The organism is Janibacter terrae NBRC 107853, assembly GCF_001591405.1.
GTDB classification, from domain to species: Bacteria; Actinomycetota; Actinomycetes; order Actinomycetales; family Dermatophilaceae; genus Janibacter; species Janibacter terrae.
This window is the reverse complement of sequence record NZ_BCUV01000003.1, coordinates 1-16438: the sequence shown is the minus strand read 5'-3', so window position 1 is coordinate 16438 and position 16438 is coordinate 1. Positions and strand designations below refer to the sequence as shown.

Here is a 16438-nt window from a genome sequence, read left to right as displayed (position 1 = left end):
CCGTGCTGGCGCTATCGTGGCGACATCGTGCTGAATGGGGAGGCCCACACAGAGCTGAACGGGGAGCGGGTATGCGCATCGTGATGCTGGGGACACGAGGTGTACCGGCGCACTACGGGGGCTTCGAGACCGCGGTCGAGGAGATCGGCAGTCGCCTCGCCGACGCGGGGCACGAGGTCACGGTCTACTGCCGCCGCCCGGCGGACGACTCGGCTGCACCGCGGACGATCCATGCCGGGATGCAGCTCGTGCACCTGCCGTGCATCCGCCGCAAGACCCTCGAGACGCTCTCGCACACCGCCTTGTCCGCGTTGCACGTCGCGGCGTCGGGCACCCGCCACGACGTCGCCCTCGTCTTCAACGCCGCCAACACCTTCGCCCTGCCCCTGCTGCACCTACGGGGTCTGCCCGTGGCCGTCCACGTCGACGGCCTCGAGTGGCGGCGGGCGAAGTGGGGGCCCGCCGGGCAGACCTTCTACCGCCTGTCCGAGGCTGCCGCCGTGCGGTGGGCCGACGCGCTCATCGCCGACTCCCCCGGCATCCAGCAGTACTACCGCGACGAGTTCGACGCCGGTACCGCGCTGCTCGAGTACGGCACCGCGGTCATCGCGGATGCTCCCACCGCCCGGCTGGCGGAGGTGGGCCTCGAGCGTCGTCGCTACCACCTCGTCGTCGCGCGGATCGAGCCCGAGAACCACGTGCTGGAGATGATCCGGGCCTACGGGGCGAGCGGCGCCCACCTGCCCCTCGCCGTCGTCGGCAGCATCCCCTACGCCTCCGAGTACGAGGCTGCCGTCAGGTCCGCCGCCGAGCAGACGCCGGGCGTGCGGATGCTCGGGGGCGTCTGGGACCCTGAGCTGCTCGACGAGCTGTACGCGGGCTCGGCGAGCTACCTGCACGGGCACTCCGTCGGCGGGACCAACCCGTCGCTGCTCCGCGCGATGGGCGCCGGTGCCACGACGATCGCCCACGACAACCCCTTCAACCGTGAGGTCCTCGGCGACGACGGGTTCTTCGGCGACACCGTCGAGACGCTGGCGTCGGCGATCGCCCGGATCGACGCCGCACCGGACGCCGACACGGAGCGGCGACGACGTCTCGTCGAGCGTTGCACCCGGCGCTACGACTGGGACAAGGTGGCGGCGGGCTACGCCGACCTGTGCGCCGACCTGGCCCAGGGCGTCTCCCAGCGAGGCAGGCACTCCGGCCGACGCGACCCCTCGTCGCCGTGGCGCCGCGCCTCCGTGCTGCCCGGGACCCGACCGTGGGCGGCCGCTGACGTGCGAGCGGCGGGACCCGCGGTGACGATCGTCGTGCCGACCTACCGTCGGCCCGAGATGCTGCGCTCCTGTCTCGAGGCGTTGCGCACCCAGTCCTTCGCCGACTTCACCGTCGTGGTCTGCGACAACGCCGCCCAGCCGGAGGTGGGCAGGGTCGTCGACGAGCTCGCCGATGCGCGCTTCCGCTGGGTGCCGCGGGAGTCCAACCTCGGGATCCTCGGCAACGTCTGGCAGGGTTTCACCGACTCGACGACGGACCTCGTCATGGAGGTCGACGACGACGACGTCCTCCGCCCGGACGCGCTCGAGCAGCTCGTGCGACCCATGCTGGAGGACCCGTCCCTCGCCGTCTGCTTCGCTGACGTCGACCTCGTCGACGCAGACGGTCTGCCGCTGCCTCGCACGCACCCGATGCACGCGATGGTCGACCGGCGCCGGGTGCCGGAAGGGAGGCTGCCCGCCTTCGACGACGTGGCGGCGCGCGGAGACATCCTCATGGTGGCCGCGGTCCTGCGTCGTCGCGCCGTCGACTGGAGCGAACGCCCCGACTGGGCCGCGACGGCCTACGACCGCTACCTGGCTCTCGCGCTCTCCCGGTCGGGAGGGGCCGCGCTGCACGTCGAGCGCCCCGTCATCGCCTACCGCATCCACGACGCCGCCGACAGCGTCGGCGACTTCACCCGGCAGCTCGACGGGGCCGTGGCGGTCCTCGAGAGGGAACTGCAGTCGAGCGACGATCCACGGCACCTGCGGGCCGTGCGCGACGAGCTCGTCCGCACGAGGATCCTGCGGATCCGCAGCCTCTTCGCCGACGGGCGACGCCGCGAGGCCGCCGGCACCGCCTGCGACGTCCTGCGCAGTCCCCGGGGCCTGCGGGGGAGCGCACGCTTCACCGCCCACTACCTCGAGCGGGTGCTCGCCCGTCCCGCCCGTCGACGCTTCCGCCCGGCCAGCGGGTCGGCATGACCGGACCGTCCCGCGGTGTCAGACGTCCTTCCGTCAGCTCCGCCGCCATCCTCGTCGTCACCGCCGGCGTGGCGGCAGCTGTCACGTGGTCCGGGACCGCGGGGTGGTCACCGGCCACCGTCCGTGCGACGGCGGACGTCAACATCGCCCCGATCATCGGCACCTTCTCCAACTACGAGGTGGCGACGCACGCGGCCGACTTCACCTCGGCCTACGGCGACGACGTGGGTACGGGCGACGTGGCCGGCGATCCCGACGCACCGGGGGCCTTCGTCGACTCCTCTCGTGTCGGCAACGGCACGATCATCCGGGTCACGTACGTGGCCAGCACGGCGGACGCGGCCGAGAGCGGTCTGCGCCGACAGGTGCGCCATGCCCTCGACGAGGTCTCCGACGGCATCGAGCAGCAGCTCGATGCCGATGTCGCCGGTGCCGAGCTCGCCCGGAAGTCGCTCGAGTCGGAGGGGGGCAGGGGCCCTGCGTTCCCGGCGGACACGGCCGCCCTCAACCGCGTCGGGGAGATCGTCGCCGACGCCACCTCATCGCTCAAGAGCATCCAGGTGGCCCAACGACGCAACGCGGACCGGGCCTCGTCGCTCCAGGTGGACACCAGCCCGATGAGCACGACCTCGACCCGGGCCCGCGCCAGCGTCGCCGGCGGGCTCGCGGCCCTGGTCCTCACTGGGGGTGCCCTCGCGCTGCTCACCGTCCGCAGGCGCCGGCGTCACGAAGAGCGTGGCGACACCCGGTCGTCGGCGTGACCACCGACCAGAGCCGCCCGTCCACCGGACGGGCCTTCGCCACGACACTGGCCACCAGTGGCACGACGATCCTCCTGGGGCTCGTCTCGGGTGTGCTCACCGCCCGTTTCCTCGGCGCCGACGGACGCGGGGTCGTCGCCGCGGTGAGCACGTGGACGCTGACGCTCACCTGGGCGTCCAACCTCAAATTCGCCGACGGCATGATCTTCCTGCAGGGCCGGGGCGCCGACCAGCGCCGGGTGCTCGGCACGACCCTCACCATGGCGCCCGTCCTCGGGGTGCTCGGTGTCGGCATCGCACAGTTCCTGGTCCCCGTGGGCTTCGCCGCGCAGGACGACGAGACGCAGCTGATCGCGCGGATCTTTCTCTGCGCGATCCCCGTCGTCCTCACCACCGAGGCGATGTGGGCCATGCTCATGGCCCGCCACCGCTTCCGCTTCCTCGGAGTCGTGCGCATCACCCAGCCCGCGACCTACGTGCTCACGCTCCTCACCCTGCTCGGTCTCGACCGATTCACCCCGGTGACCGTCCTGTCGGCCCAGGTGGCCAGCTACGGGGTGGCACTCACCGTGGCGGTCGTCGGCCTCGTGGCGGAGGGCATCACCCGTGGCGATCGTCGGCTGGCGCGCGCGTCCCTCGGCTACGGGTTCCGCATGCAGGGGATCAGCCTGAGTGCGCTCCGACTGGACTCACTCGTCCTGCCGGCCTTCGTCAGCGCCTCCCAGATCGGCTACTACTCCATCGCGGTCAACGTCTCCTCCATGGTCGTCTCCCTCTTCGGGAGCGTGGCCATGGTGATCTTCCCGCTGACGGCTGCCGGTCATGGGCCCGCGGCCCGGGGCGCGCTCGAGCGCGGGCTGAGGATCAACCTCGTCGGCGGTGGCCTCGCCATCCTCGCCATCGCTGCCACGGCACCGTGGGTCATCCCCTTCGTCTACGGCGACGAGTTCTCCGCCGCTGTCCCCGCTCTGTGGCTCATGCTGCCGGGTATCGTGCTCTTCTCCGCGAGCATGGCCCTCATGGCGACGCTTCAGGGCCTCGGGGCACCCGGGTGGGCCAGCGTGGCCCACGTGGGCGGCACGATCGTGCTGCTCGTCGGGCTGGTCCTCCTCGTGCCCCGGCACGGGATACTGGGCGCGGCGATCATGAGCACGGTCGGCTACACCACCGTCTTCGTCCTCGGCGAGCGGCTCGTGGCGCGCCACATCGGCCTGTCCGTCCGGGCCGTCCTGTCGCCGGGCGAGCTGCGCCGGGACATGGACTGGTTGCGCAGCCGACTCCTGCGGGCCCGGAGCGGGGCCTGACGTGCGCATCCTCCAGGTCAGCAAGTTCGCGCACCACGTCGGCGGCGTGGAGACCTACGTGGGCTGGCTCGTGCGCTCCCTCGTCGCCGACGGCCACGACGTCGGGGTGGTGGCGATGACGCCGCCACCGGGGCGGTCCCCGATGGACCTGTCGGGGGCGCCCACGTGGTTCACCCGACGTCGGTCCTTCGAGCCCGGCTCCCCCGACCGCTGGCGCAGCGCGGCCGTGTCGGTGTGGTCGCCGGAGGCCGGGGTCACGATGCGACGAGCGATCCGCGAGCACCGTCCCGACATCGTGCACTTCCACGGGACCTGCTACCAGCTGACGTCATCGGTCGTACGAGCCGTCCGCGAGGCGGGTCTCCCCGCCGTCCTCACCGCCCACGAGTACAAGCTGGTGTGCGCCAACCAGACCCTCTTCAGCGATCCGGACGGCACCATCTGCACCGACTGCGTCGGCCGCTCATCGCTGCACCGCGCCCTCGCCCCCGTGCGGCGCCGGTGCATGAAGGGCAGCCTCGCGGTCAGCGCCCTCGGTGCCGCCGAACAGCTCGTCTCCGCCCCGCAGTGGCGACGGTCCGGCCCGCACATCCTCGCGCCGTCGGACTTCATGAGGGGCGTCATCGCCGACGAGGGGTGGCCGGCCGCAGCGGTCGAGTACCTCGACCTGCCGTGGCGCTCGCAGGGCGAGGACGTGCTCCCTTCGGACGGTCCGCGGGACGCGATCGTCTTCGCCAGCCGGCTCGTCCCGCTCAAGGGGCCACACGTGCTGCTGCAGGCGTGGCGGCGGATCGCACACCTCCACCCGGAGGTGCGGGTCGAGCTCATCGGCGAAGGGAGCCAGGCCGGCGAGCTGAGATCGATGATCGCGGCGGACGGCATCCCCCGGGTCGACCTGCCCGGGGTGACCGACGCCGCGGGCGTGCGCCGGGCACTCGACCGCGCGATCGTCACCGCACACCCGTCGCAGTGCCACGAGAACTCCCCCTTCGCCCTCCGCGAGAGCCTCATGGCCGGCGTGCCGGCCGTCGTGTCGCGGGTCGGCGGCATGCCGGAGATGGTCGGTCCGGCGAGCGGCTGGACGGTGCGGCACGACGACGTCCACGGGTGGGCTGCCACCCTCGACACCGCACTTCGCTCCCGGCTGGCCGGGAGCGCCGCGCTCGTCGACGAGGTGCGTCGACGCAGCACGACGACGCAGGAGCACCTCGCCCGCCTCACGACGGTGTACGGCGAGGCGACCCACGGGGTGCGGTCGTGACCCGACGGACCGGGTACGCCGCCGTCATCGGCCTGGGTGCGGGCATCGCCGGCATCGCCTCCGTATGGGTCGGTGTCGACCTCTTCTCCGTCGTGGTCCTCGTCGTCGCGGCGCTCGTCGTCGTCATTGCGGGGGTGCTCGCGGTGCGTCAGTTCGCTGCCCTGGCGCTGCTCCTGCTCGTCGTGCGACCCGAGCTCGACGCGGTGGGCCACGGGACGGCGATTGCCATCGGGCTGATCTTCATCGCTGCCTCCGTGTGGTGGCTGTGGTCGCAGTGGCGCACGGACCAGCTGCGGCGTCCCTCCGTCGCCGTGTGGGCGCTCCTCGGCTTCGTCGGGGCCGCAGCCCTGAGCACGCTCAGCTCGCACGTGCCGGCCCTGTCCGCGGCCAGCGCGGCACGGCTGACCGCAGGCGTGCTGATGTTCGTCGTCATCGAGCAGCTCGTGCGCAGCCGGCAGCTGACCTCGTCCACGGTCCACGCAGCGCTTGCCGCCTCGGCCGTCATCGTGTGCGGCCACGTCATCGTCCAGGTCATCACGGGGACCTCTCCCGTCGACAGCGACACCGGCCTCTCCCGGGTCACCGGGCCCTTCGTGCACCCCAGCGTGCTGGGCAAGTACGCGGCGGTGCTCTGCGTCCTCATGCTGGCACGTCTCGTGTGGTCCCGGTCCGGCCAGCGGCTCCTCTGGGGGTGCGGCACGCTGGCGACGGGCGTCGTCGTCCTGCTCACCTACACACGGGCCGCATGGATCGCCGTGGCCCTCGGTGCCTTCGTCATCGCCTATCGCAGGGACCGGCGCTGGCTGCCCGTCGTCATCGCCGTGTGTGTCGTCGTCGTGGCCCTGACACCCAGTCTCAACCAGCGAGTGGTCGACATCTGGGATCCGCCGCCCCCGCCCCCCGGGGCGCCTGAGAGCTCCCTCGCCTGGCGATGGGGCTACTGGCAGGCGCTCGCCCCCCTGGGCTGGCTCAACCCCCTGACGGGGATCGGGTTCGGCGTGGTACCGACGATGCGCAGCGAGGGCCTGCTCCCGCACAACGTGTGGGTCCAGACCTGGGTCGAGCTCGGCGCGGTCGGGATGGTGGCGCTCGTGACCGTCACCATCGGGGTCACCGTCACGCTCCGCGAGGCCGGCCGGGCACTCCGGCAGCGCGAGGGCGAGGCACGCGCCTCCTTCGAGGCGGCGGCGGCCGTCGCGCTCGGACTCGTCACGGTCACGCTGACCGAGAACCTCCTCGACGAGACCACCACGCTCTGGGTCGCCGGAGCCGTGATCGCCACCGGCTGGTCGGTGTCACCCGACCCACCACACGCCGCTGCCGACTGGTGGCTCGGTCGATCCGGATGGCGAGCCCGTCGATCTCGTCACGCACGAGGCGTGCCCAGCCCGCGATGATCTGCCGGTCGGCACGCCACGGAGCCCTGCCCTCCGCGACGGCGTCCACCTCGCCGAGGATCCAGGCCGCGTCGATCTCGTCCACGGGCCGGTCGGCGTGGTCCAGGCCCACCCGCTCGAGGACGGCGCGGTTCTTGGGTGCGTAGCCCGCCGACACGATCGCGCGGTCGGCCGCGAGGGCGGCGACGACGGTGTGGAACCGGGTCGCGACGACGAGATCGACGCCCTGCACCACCTCGACCAGCTCGTCGAAGTTGCCGACGTCGGCGAGGGGCAGCCGGCCCTGCGGACGTTGCCGCAGGACCTGCCGGCGCACCTCTCGCGCGGGTTCGACGTCGACCGGCTGTCCGACCGTCAGCACCACCCGGCAGCCACGGTCGAGGAGCCCGACGACGACCTCCGCGAGGATGTCCAGGTACTGCTCCGTGCCCCGACCTGAACCAGACCAGCCCCTCCAGTCCATGATGCCGACGGCGACCCGCATCCCCGGTCCGGGCTGCGCGGGCGCCGTCGAGCCGACCGCGCGGCCGAAGGCGAGGTCGCAGGTCACCCGCGCGTCGGGACGGGCCGCGCCCAGGTCGGCCATGGTGCGCATCGAGTCCGCGTCGCGGTAGGTGACCTCGGACGCCAGCCTCACGGTCGCTCGGAATAGCAGCGCACTGGCCCGGCTCCCTATGGGCCCGGCCCCGACGGCCAGCAGCACGAAGGGGCGTCGCCGCGCCCGCGCGGCGGCCGCCCAGAGGAAGAGCGACCACGGCATCCCCCACGGCGGCTCCTCGAGGTCGTCGAGGACCCCGGTGCCGCAGACGACGACGGCCTCCAGCGAGCCCATCCACCCCAGGACCGAACCCACGTGACGCAGCTCGGCGACGACCCTTCGCCCGAGCCGAACGGCCCGTGCACCGCCGCGCGTGCGGTCGGCTCGGAAGGACAGCACGGGCTCGTCGCCGTGGACCACCCCGCGGGCCCGGGCACCGTCGGGCATCGGCGTGACGACCGCGAACCGCAGGTCGGGCCGTGCGGCAGCCAGCTGGTCGTGGACCACGGCGAGACTGACCTCGTTGCCGGTGTTTCCGCCACCGACCCCGCCGACGAGCCCGACCTGCCGCACGTGCGTCATGGCCGTGTGTGCTCAGTCCCGAGCCGGCGGTATGACCATGGCCACACCCTACCCAGGGGGCGGCGACGACGGCAGGGTCGGACGAGCTGCGCTGCCCCTGCCTCGCGGCGCCCTCAGTCGCGGGTCAGGCGGCGGTGCGTCACGCGGTGCGGACGCGCGGCGTCCGCCCCGAGGCGCTCGACCTTGTTGGCCTCGTAGCCCTCGAAGTTGCCCTCGAACCAGTACCAGGAGGCCGGGTTCTCGTCGGTCCCCTCGTAGGCGAGGATGTGCGTCGCGACGCGGTCGAGGAACCACCGGTCGTGGGAGATGACCACGGCGCAGCCGGGGAACTCCAGGAGCGCGTTCTCCAAGGAGCCCAGGGTTTCGACATCCAGGTCGTTGGTCGGCTCGTCGAGGAGCAGCACGTTGCCGCCCTGCTTGAGGGTGAGCGCGAGGTTGAGGCGGTTGCGCTCACCGCCGGAGAGGACACCGGCCTTCTTCTGCTGGTCCGGGCCCTTGAACCCGAACTGGCTGACGTAGGCGCGCGAGGGGATCTCGACCTGGCCGACCTGGATGTGGTCGAGCCCGTCGGAGACGACCTCCCAGACGTTCTTCTCCGGGTCGATGCCGCCACGGTTCTGGTCGACGTAGGACAGCTTGACCGTGTCACCGATGTCGACCACGCCGGCGTCCGGCTGCTCGAAGCCGACGATCGTCTTGAAGAGGGTCGTCTTGCCGACGCCGTTCGGGCCGATGATGCCGACGATGCCGTTGCGCGGCAGGGAGAAGGACAGGTCCTCGATGAGCACCCGGTCGCCGAAGCCCTTCGTCAGGTCCCGGACCTCGATGACCTTGCTGCCGAGGCGCGGGCCCGGCGGGATCGCGATCTCCTCGAAGTCGAGCTTGCGGGTCCGGTCGGCCTCCGCCGCCATCTCCTCGTAGCGCTCCAGACGGGCCTTGTTCTTGGTCTGGCGGGCCTTGGGGTTCGAGCGCACCCACTCGAGCTCGTTCTTCAGCCGCTTGGCGAGCTTCTGGTCCTTCTTGCCCTGGATCTGCAGCCGCTCCTGCTTCTTCTCCAGGTAGGTCGAGTAGTTGCCCTCGTACGGGTAGAGACGGCCGCGGTCGACCTCGGCGATCCACTGCGCGACGTTGTCCATGAAGTACCGGTCGTGCGTCACGGCGACGACGGCACCCGCGTAGGCCGCGAGGTGCTGCTCCAGCCAGAGGACGGACTCGGCGTCGAGGTGGTTGGTCGGCTCGTCGAGGAGCAGCAGGTCCGGCTTCTGCAGGAGCAGCTTGCACAACGCGACGCGGCGACGCTCACCACCGGAGAGGTTGGTGACCGGGCTGTCCGGCGGCGGGCAGCGCAGGGCGTCCATCGCCTGCTCGAGCTGGGAGTCGAGGTCCCACGCGTCGGCGTGGTCGATCTCCTCCTGGAGCTTGCCCATCTCCTCCATGAGCGCGTCGAAGTCCGCGTCGGGCTCACCCATCTCCTCGGAGATGGCGTTGAACCGGTCGAGCTTGGCCTTGATCTCGCCGGCGCCCTCCTCGACGTTGCCGAGGACGGTCTTGTCCTCGTTGAGCGGCGGCTCCTGGAGGAGGATGCCCACGGTCGCGCCCGGCTTGAGGCTCGCCTCGCCGTTGCTCGGCTGGTCGAGCCCGGCCATGATCTTCAGGATGGTCGACTTGCCGGCCCCGTTGGGGCCGACCATCCCGATCTTGGCACCGGGGAAGAAGGACATCGAGACGTCGTCGAGGATGACCTTCTCGTTGTGCGCCTTGCGCGCGCGGACCATGGTGTAGATGTAGTCGGCCATGGGGGCAGGCTATCCACTCCCGCCCCCACGCCCGAATCCACCGTCGTCAGGCCGGCACGGCGACCTCCTCCGCCTCGTCGGCGCCCTGCCCATCCGGCTCCGTCGGGTCGAGCACCTCGCCGGTGCTCTCGTCCACGACCTCGCCCGCCGGGCCCTGAGCCGGCGCCGGGTGCACCGTGCCCCACCCGGGTCCGTCGGACTCCTCCATGCGGGTGCGCATCCGGTCGAAGCCCGCCTCGCTGGCGGCCAGGGCCTCGGCGTCGCCGGCGCCTCGCTGCGCCTTGGAGTACTCGGTCGTGCCGAAGGTCAGGTCGTGCCCGACGCTCATCGCCTCGATGTCGGCAGAGGAGCCCCACGAGCCGTCGGTGCGCTGCCAGTCGTTGATCGTCAGTCTCCCGTGGACGACGACGGGGTCACCCTTGCCGAGGGACTGGTGGGCGTTCACCCCCAGCGCGCGGTAGGTCGCGACGTTGTAGAAGCTCGTCGGCCCGTCGACCCAGACGCCCTCGCGGCTGCGCCGCCGTACCGTGCTCGCGATCCGGAAGATCGTGAACTGGATGCCGTTGCGCGTGGTGCGGTGCTCGGGGTCGGCGACGACCCGGCCGCCCACGGTGATCTCGGTCTCGTTCATCTCGTGTCCCATCCCTGTGCGCCCACCTGCGATCGGGTGGGTCCGTGGGACCAGCGTCGCGCCGGACCAACGGGCGCGACGGGCCGAGTCACCCCCTGTGGACGACCGGGCGGGTCACCCTCCCCCTGTGCACGACGACGGCGGAGCCGTGGTCAACCGTGGGCGCGCTCGATGCCCGCGCGAGCTCGGGCGTGCTCGCCGAGCACGGTCTCGACGGGCTCGATGACCCGGGCGTCCGCGACCTCGCCGATGGAGCGGCGCAGCCGCTTGTCGACGACCCCGGCTCGCTTGCGACCACCGATCCTCGCCAGCCAGCGGGCGATCGCGGCGAGCAGCAGCCCACCCAGCAGCCCGCCGACGAGCAGCAGGAAGGGGGTCGCGAAGGGCCCGACGTCGAAGGTCGGGATCTCCGGCAGCTGCAGCCAGCCGGCGAGCGCGATGACGACGAGCCACACGAGGCCGACGACGGCGGTGATCGCCAGGAGGACCTGCAGCAGCCCGAAGACCGTCCACCACATCGGCTTGCGGCTGCGCAGGGGGGTGCGCATGACGGCCTGGTCGAGCTCGTCGGCGAGGTCGTGGTCGGCAGGTCTCGCGGCATCGGCGACCGCGTCGGCCCAGCGGGTCGGCAGACCCTCGCCGGCGGCGGTGCCGATGCGACGGGCCGCGAGGTCGACGCTCGCGCGGGCCGCGGGCGCCGGTGGCGGGATGGAGGAGCGGCCGAGCACCGCGCGCACGTCCTGCTCGGTGATGTCCGGGGTCCCGTCGCTCGTGCGGTCGAGCCGTAGCCGCTTGAGCGGCGCCGGCCGGAAGGCCCGCACCCAGCGGGTGAAGGGCCAGCCGGTGCGCGCCCAGGCCTCCATGCGGAAGTCCCGGGCCACGGCCTCGACGACGGTCGGGACGCCCGCACTGCGGGCCAGGGCGTCGACGAGCTCCCCGCGGGCGCGGTCGGGGATCGCTGCCTCCCGATCGGCCACGGACGCACGCAGGCCCTCTGCGGCCGTGCGCAGGTCCGCGCCGAGCCGGTGGCGGGCGGCATCGGAGTGCTGGACGGCATCGGCGAGGCGGGCGCGCAGGGTCTCGAGCCCCTCCCCCGTCCGCGTGGAGGTCCCGATGACCTCGTGGGTCTGCAGGCCATCGCGCTCGAGCAGCCGGGAAAGGTCGGCGGCCACCTGGGCCTGGCCCTCCCCACGCAGCCGGTCGACCTGGTTGAGCACGACGATCGTCACGGCGCCGTACTCGCGCAGCACCGCGACGTAGTCGTCGTGGAGCACGGCGTCGGCGTACTTCTGGGGGTCGGTGACCCAGACGAAGACGTCGACGAGCTCGAGGACCCGCCGGGCCTCCTCGCGGTGGGCGGCCTCGCGCGAGTCGAAGTCGGGCAGGTCGACCAGGACGAGCCCGTCGAGGTCGGAGGCACCCTCCTGCACCTGGTGCCGGGTGCCCACGGAGAGCCAGTCGAGCAGCTCGCCGGCGGGCTCACCGCCCCAGACGGCGGCGGTCGGCGTGGACGTCGTCGGGCGCCGCTGGCCCACCCGGGCCACGTCGGCGCCGACGAGGGCGTTGAAGAGCGAGGACTTGCCGGAGCCGGTCGCCCCGGCGAGCGCGACGACCGTGTGCCCGCCGACGAGCGCGGTCCGCTCGGAGACCTTGGCGACGACCTCGCGGGCCCGGCCGGCCGGCTGCGGCTCGAGTCGGCTGCCCCCGGCCTCGAGGGCCTCGGAGAGTGCGTCGGCCCGGGCGGTCAGCTCCTCGACGGACAGCGCGGAGGCGTCCCCACCGCCACGACGAAGGGGGTTGCGCGGGCTCATCGGGTGCCCTCACCGACCGCGGCAGCGGCCTGCTGCAGCCGGCGCAGCTGCGCCTCGCTCACGGCGAGGTCACCGGTGACGTCGGTGTAGCGCGACCGCTCCGCGGTGTAGAGGTCCTCGACCCGCTCGAGGAGCAGCTGGCGGGCCTTCTTGGCCATGTCGCGCACCGCCTGGTCGCCGAAGATCGCCTCGAGCACCTTCTGCGCCAGCGCGGTGGTCCCACCCGCGATGGCGACCTCGGGCGCGACGAGCACGCCCCCGGTGTGCGCGAAGGACACGAGCATGAGGAAGAGGCCGATGCCGTTGACGCCGTAGGCGGCGATCCGGGCGTTGGTGCGCCGGTTGCCGCCCTCGGCCCGGACGATGTCGAGGACATCGCCCTGCCAGTCGCGCACGAGCCGCTCGACCTCGCCCTCGAGCCCTCGCGAGGAGTGCGCCAGCTCGGGGTGCTGGTCGAGGACGACCGGGCCGGCCTCGGTCGAGCGCCACGTCCGGGCGACGGTGCTCGCGGCGGCGTCGGCCTCGGCGATGAGCAGCGCGCTGACGCCAGTGTGCAGGGCCTGGTCGAGCTCCGCGGACGGCGGGGGGCCTCCGCCCACTGCGGCCGTGACGCGGTCGCGGAGGCGCGAGACCCCCTTCTCCACCTTGCGGAAGAACTCACCGGTCCCGACGAACTCCTGCCACCGGGCGAGGACCTCTCCGCGCAGGAGCTGCCCGTCCTTCATGCCCTCGGTGACGCCCTCCTCCGCTTTGTCGTAGGCGTCGTAGGCGGCCTGGGCGAGGGTGTCCGTCTGGTCGCGGTGGCTCTGGGCGGCGTCGACGAGCGCGCGGGTGCGGCCGTCGAGCGAGCGCAGCGCGCCCCGGAGGGTCTGCCGGATGATGATCGAGCGGGCCCGCTGGTCGCCGGCGAGCGCCGTGAGCCAGGCGCGCACCCGCTCGATGTCCTGCTCCGGGATCAGGCCGTCGTCGTCGAGGTCGGTCTCGGGGACGGTGAAGACCGGCGCGGTCTCGAGGCCGTGGTCGCGCAGCATGTCGACGAGGTGCGTGCGCACGTCGGCCATCGCGGGCCGGTCGACCCGGTCGAGCACGATCGCGACCGCGGTCCCCCGCTCGGAGGCCTGCTGCAGCAGACGCCACGGGATGGCGTCGGCGTAGCGGGCGGCCGTCGTCACGAAGAGCCAGAGGTCGGCGGCCGCGAGCAGCTGGGCGGCGAGCTCGCGGTTGGCCGAGACGACCGAGTCGATGTCGGGTGCGTCGAGGATCGCCATGCCCGGGGGCAGTGTCGGCGACGGCGTCAGGCGGACGGTCCCGGGCTGCGGGTCGGCGCCGGCGCCACCGGTGACGCGGGCGAGGGAAGGGAGGACCCGCGCGTCGCGGAACCACCGCTCGTCGTCGGGGTGGTGGATGAGCACGGGGCTGGTCGTCGTCGGGCGCAGCACCCCGGACCGGCTCACCTCCCGGCGCAGGATCGAGTTGACCAGCGTCGACTTGCCGGAGCCGGTCGAGCCACCGACGACGGCGAGCAGCGGCGCGTCCATCGAGGACAGGCGCGGGATCACGTAGTCGTCGAGCTGGTCGAGGAGCGCCTGCCGCTCCGTCCGCGCCGCGCGGGTGCTCGGCAGGTCCAGCGTGAGCCGGCTGCGAGCCACCTCGTCGCGCAGGCTCGTCACCCGCTGCAGCAGGCCGGCGTCCGCCCCGTTCGCGCTCGAGATCTCAGCCATGCGCCCACCCTATATACGTGCGCCCGGCTGTCCTGCCCGAACGCTCGGCGTGACGGCGCGTGGCGCCCCCGGCAGGACTCGAACCTGCGACCTAGGGATTAGAAGGCCCTTGCTCTGTCCAGCTGAGCTACGGAGGCACGCCCGGCGTGGCGGTGTCCACGCACGGGCGGAGCCCAGTGTAGTGAGCGTCGCGACCTGACATGATCGGGACATGTCCGTCCGCGTCCTGGTCCGTGAGGCGGGGGTGGGCCACTCCCCCGCCGATCTGGCGCTCCTCGACCCCGGCGAGATGTCCCGGGCGCACCGCAAGCGACAGCCGGCCCCCTTCGTCACGGGCCACGCGCTCGTGCGACGGGTCCTCGGCGAGCTGGTCGAGCGCGACCCCGCCGGGCTCGTCCTCGAGCGCCGGTGCACGACCTGCCGCAGCGACCTCCACGGCAAACCGGTCCTCGTCGAGGGCGACGGCTGGCACTTCTCCCTCTCGTACACCCCCGAGGTCGCCGTCGTGGCGGTGGCGAAGGGGGTCGAGGTCGGGGTCGACACCGAGGACCTGACGGATGCCGACTTCGACAGCTTCGCCCGGGCCACGCTGGCGCGCGAGGAGGTCGCCGGCTTCGACGGCCTCGAGGGCCACGAGCTGCTCGTCGCCCGCGCCCGGGTGTGGGCCCGCAAGGAGGCGGTCCTCAAGGCGACCGGTCACGGCCTGGTCGTCGACCCCGCCGAGGTCCTGGTCTCCGGGCCGCTGGAGGCCGCGCTCCTCGTCGACTGGCGGGCCACCGAGCCGCGACCGGCGCGGATCTCGCTCGCCGACGTGACGCTCGACGCCGCGAGCCACCGCGCCGCGGTCGCAGCCCTCACGGACGAGCCCCTCGAGGTCGTCACGACCTGAGGATCGCGTCGACCGCGGTCAGACCGCGCCGGCGAACTCCCGCCGTCGGGCGGTCATCGAGTCCAGCAGGACCCGTTCACGCTCGAGCGAGCGCGGGTCGGCCTCGTGGCTGAGCATCCGGAAGCGCAGCAGCGCCAGCTCCGAGGCGCAGTCCTGGAAGCTGCGCATCGAGCTCAACCCACCCGGCCCCCGGTGGTACTTGGCCCACTGGCGCGCCTGGCGGCGGGCCTTCATGTCCGCGAGCATCCCGACCTCGTCGCCCGAGATCCAGCCCGTGTCGACGTAGGCCATGAGGTGCTGGCCGATGACCCGCCCCTCGCGCTTGCGGGTCCACACGACGAAGCAGACGAAGCTGACGAAGGCACCGAAGCCGACGACCAGGCCAATGCCCAGGCCGACCAGCCCGGTGGAGGCGCTGAGGTTCCACAGGCCGTGGAGGAGCACCGCCGCGCACCACCCGAGGACCGGGGCGATGATCTTGACCGGCATCGACCGGGAGACCGCTGCCACGCCGATGCCGATGCCCGTCATCGACGTGAACATCGGGTGGAGGAAGGGGGTGACGAGACCGCGCAGGACGAAGGTCCAGCCGAAGCCCGCGGCGCCGGCCTCGGTGGCCGCCCCCGCGAAGTACTGGATGTTCTCCGTGAAGGCGAAGCCGGCCGCGACGATGCCCGCGTAGACGACGCCGTCGGTGAGCCCGTTGAACTCACGCCGCATGAACCACCACATGACGAGGATGAAGACCCCCTTCGTCGTCTCCTCGACCGGCGGGGCGACGAGCACCGCGGTGAGGGTGCTGACGTCCTGCGGCGACGAGGCGAACGAGCTGATGACCGCCCCGCCGAGGGTGTTGGCGAAGATCGCGAGGAAGGTCGAGACGAGCGCGCCGTAGAGGAAGGCCGTGACGAGGTAGCGCAGCGGCTCCGCCTCGAAGCGGTCCAGCCACAGGAAGATCGGCAGGACGAGACACAGCGGGATGAGCGCGGCGACCAGCGACACGAGCGTGAGGATGACCCCGAAGGCGAACCCGTAGTACAGCGCGAAGAGCAGGACGAGCACGAGCGAGCCGATGAGCACCGTGCCGCCGAGCAGCCAGGTCCGCAGCGTCGGGCGCGGCGTGGGGTTGGCCTGTGCCTGGGCGGTCACGTAGTGGGCGGTGTACTGCTGCTGCTGCAGCCACGCCTGGTGCTGCTGGTACTGCGCGGCGGCGGCCTGCTGCTGGGCAGCCAGGCGCGCAGCCCGCTGCTGCTCCTCGTAGGCCTGCTGCTGGGCGAGGACCTTCGCGCGCGAGTCGGTCCTGGCCTCCTGCTCGGCGAGGGCGATCGAGCGCGAGGCGGTGCGGAACCACTCCGGCTCGTCCGGCGCGGAGCGACGCAGCACGCGTCGGGAGAGGGTGTCCTCCGCCGGGCGGCTCGACGACGGCGGGGCCGGCGGCTGTCCGGGCGGCGGCGGGGGCGTCGGGGTCACGGACGGCGGCGGCGGGGTCGCGGACGCGCCG

Annotated in this window: 11 protein-coding genes, 1 tRNA gene and 1 pseudogene; 6 read left to right on the top strand and 7 right to left on the bottom strand. The window is 72.6% G+C overall.

Annotated features, from left to right (window positions below):
• The first annotated feature begins 71 nt into the window (after positions 1 to 71).
• The 5 genes and pseudogenes from JT1_RS17680 to JT1_RS18825 all read left to right on the top strand — a co-directional run.
• Positions 72 to 2246 (top strand): glycosyltransferase, encoded by a 2175-nt coding sequence (locus JT1_RS17680; protein ID WP_082807425.1) that lies wholly within the window; start codon positions 72 to 74, stop codon positions 2244 to 2246.
• A complete protein-coding gene (locus JT1_RS02520; protein WP_068322592.1) occupies positions 2243 to 3007 on the top strand; it encodes a hypothetical protein in 765 nt (254 codons plus the stop codon). Before JT1_RS17680 ends, JT1_RS02520 begins: the two co-directional genes overlap by 4 nt.
• Positions 3004 to 4311, top strand: a complete 1308-nt coding sequence (locus JT1_RS02515; protein ID WP_068322589.1) for a lipopolysaccharide biosynthesis protein — start codon at positions 3004 to 3006, stop codon at positions 4309 to 4311. The genes JT1_RS02520 and JT1_RS02515 overlap by 4 nt, the downstream gene beginning before the upstream one ends.
• 1 nt (position 4312) lies before the next feature.
• Positions 4313 to 5572, top strand: coding sequence for a glycosyltransferase (locus tag JT1_RS02510; RefSeq protein WP_068322586.1), 1260 nt, complete (start codon positions 4313 to 4315; stop codon positions 5570 to 5572).
• Between the two features lie 419 nt (positions 5573 to 5991).
• Positions 5992 to 6651 (top strand): annotated as a pseudogene (locus tag JT1_RS18825) (O-antigen ligase family protein); the annotation flags it as partial.
• Positions 6652 to 6787: 136 nt separating this feature from the next.
• Here JT1_RS18825 and JT1_RS18820 read toward each other — a convergent pair.
• The 6 genes from JT1_RS18820 to JT1_RS02470 form a co-directional block, all read right to left on the bottom strand.
• Complete coding sequence (locus JT1_RS18820) at positions 6788 to 8089, bottom strand: polysaccharide pyruvyl transferase family protein (RefSeq protein WP_082807424.1); 1302 nt, start codon at positions 8087 to 8089, stop codon at positions 6788 to 6790.
• 113 nt (positions 8090 to 8202) lie between these two features.
• Positions 8203 to 9885: an energy-dependent translational throttle protein EttA gene (gene ettA / locus JT1_RS02490; RefSeq protein WP_068322575.1), complete on the bottom strand. Its 1683-nt coding sequence runs from the start codon at positions 9883 to 9885 to the stop codon at positions 8203 to 8205.
• Positions 9886 to 9931: 46 nt separating this feature from the next.
• Positions 9932 to 10516: a single-stranded DNA-binding protein gene (locus JT1_RS02485; RefSeq protein ID WP_068322572.1), complete on the bottom strand. Its 585-nt coding sequence runs from the start codon at positions 10514 to 10516 to the stop codon at positions 9932 to 9934.
• Between the two features lie 152 nt (positions 10517 to 10668).
• Positions 10669 to 12327: a GTPase family protein gene (locus JT1_RS02480; RefSeq protein ID WP_068322568.1), complete on the bottom strand. Its 1659-nt coding sequence runs from the start codon at positions 12325 to 12327 to the stop codon at positions 10669 to 10671.
• Entirely contained in the window at positions 12324 to 14048 is a 1725-nt protein-coding gene (locus JT1_RS02475; RefSeq protein WP_068322564.1) for a dynamin family protein, read from the bottom strand. The genes JT1_RS02480 and JT1_RS02475 overlap by 4 nt, the downstream gene beginning before the upstream one ends.
• 60 nt (positions 14049 to 14108) lie before the next feature.
• Positions 14109 to 14185 (bottom strand) — tRNA-Arg (locus tag JT1_RS02470).
• A 74-nt stretch (positions 14186 to 14259) separates the two neighbouring features.
• On the opposite strand from JT1_RS02470, the gene JT1_RS02465 reads away from it, so the two are divergent.
• Positions 14260 to 14937 (top strand): 4'-phosphopantetheinyl transferase family protein, encoded by a 678-nt coding sequence (locus JT1_RS02465; protein WP_068322561.1) that lies wholly within the window; start codon positions 14260 to 14262, stop codon positions 14935 to 14937.
• Positions 14938 to 14955: 18 nt separating this feature from the next.
• Here the strand turns inward: JT1_RS02465 and JT1_RS02460 are convergent.
• A partial coding sequence (locus tag JT1_RS02460; protein WP_255218234.1) for a PrsW family intramembrane metalloprotease occupies positions 14956 to 16438 on the bottom strand: 1483 nt, incomplete at its 5' end.

Bases quoted from the DNA above. Each gene is read 5' to 3' on its own strand.
- JT1_RS17680 (WP_082807425.1), top strand. From the start codon at position 72: ATGCGCATCGTGATGCTGGGGACACGAGGTGTACCGGCGCACTACGGG.
- JT1_RS02520 (WP_068322592.1), top strand. From the start codon at position 2,243: ATGACCGGACCGTCCCGCGGTGTCAGACGTCCTTCCGTCAGCTCCGCC.
- JT1_RS18820 (WP_082807424.1), bottom strand. From the start codon at position 8,089: ATGACGCACGTGCGGCAGGTCGGGCTCGTCGGCGGGGTCGGTGGCGGA.
- ettA (WP_068322575.1), bottom strand. From the start codon at position 9,885: ATGGCCGACTACATCTACACCATGGTCCGCGCGCGCAAGGCGCACAAC.
- JT1_RS02485 (WP_068322572.1), bottom strand. From the start codon at position 10,516: ATGAACGAGACCGAGATCACCGTGGGCGGCCGGGTCGTCGCCGACCCC.
- JT1_RS02480 (WP_068322568.1), bottom strand. From the start codon at position 12,327: ATGAGCCCGCGCAACCCCCTTCGTCGTGGCGGTGGGGACGCCTCCGCG.
- JT1_RS02475 (WP_068322564.1), bottom strand. From the start codon at position 14,048: ATGGCTGAGATCTCGAGCGCGAACGGGGCGGACGCCGGCCTGCTGCAG.
- JT1_RS02465 (WP_068322561.1), top strand. From the start codon at position 14,260: ATGTCCGTCCGCGTCCTGGTCCGTGAGGCGGGGGTGGGCCACTCCCCC.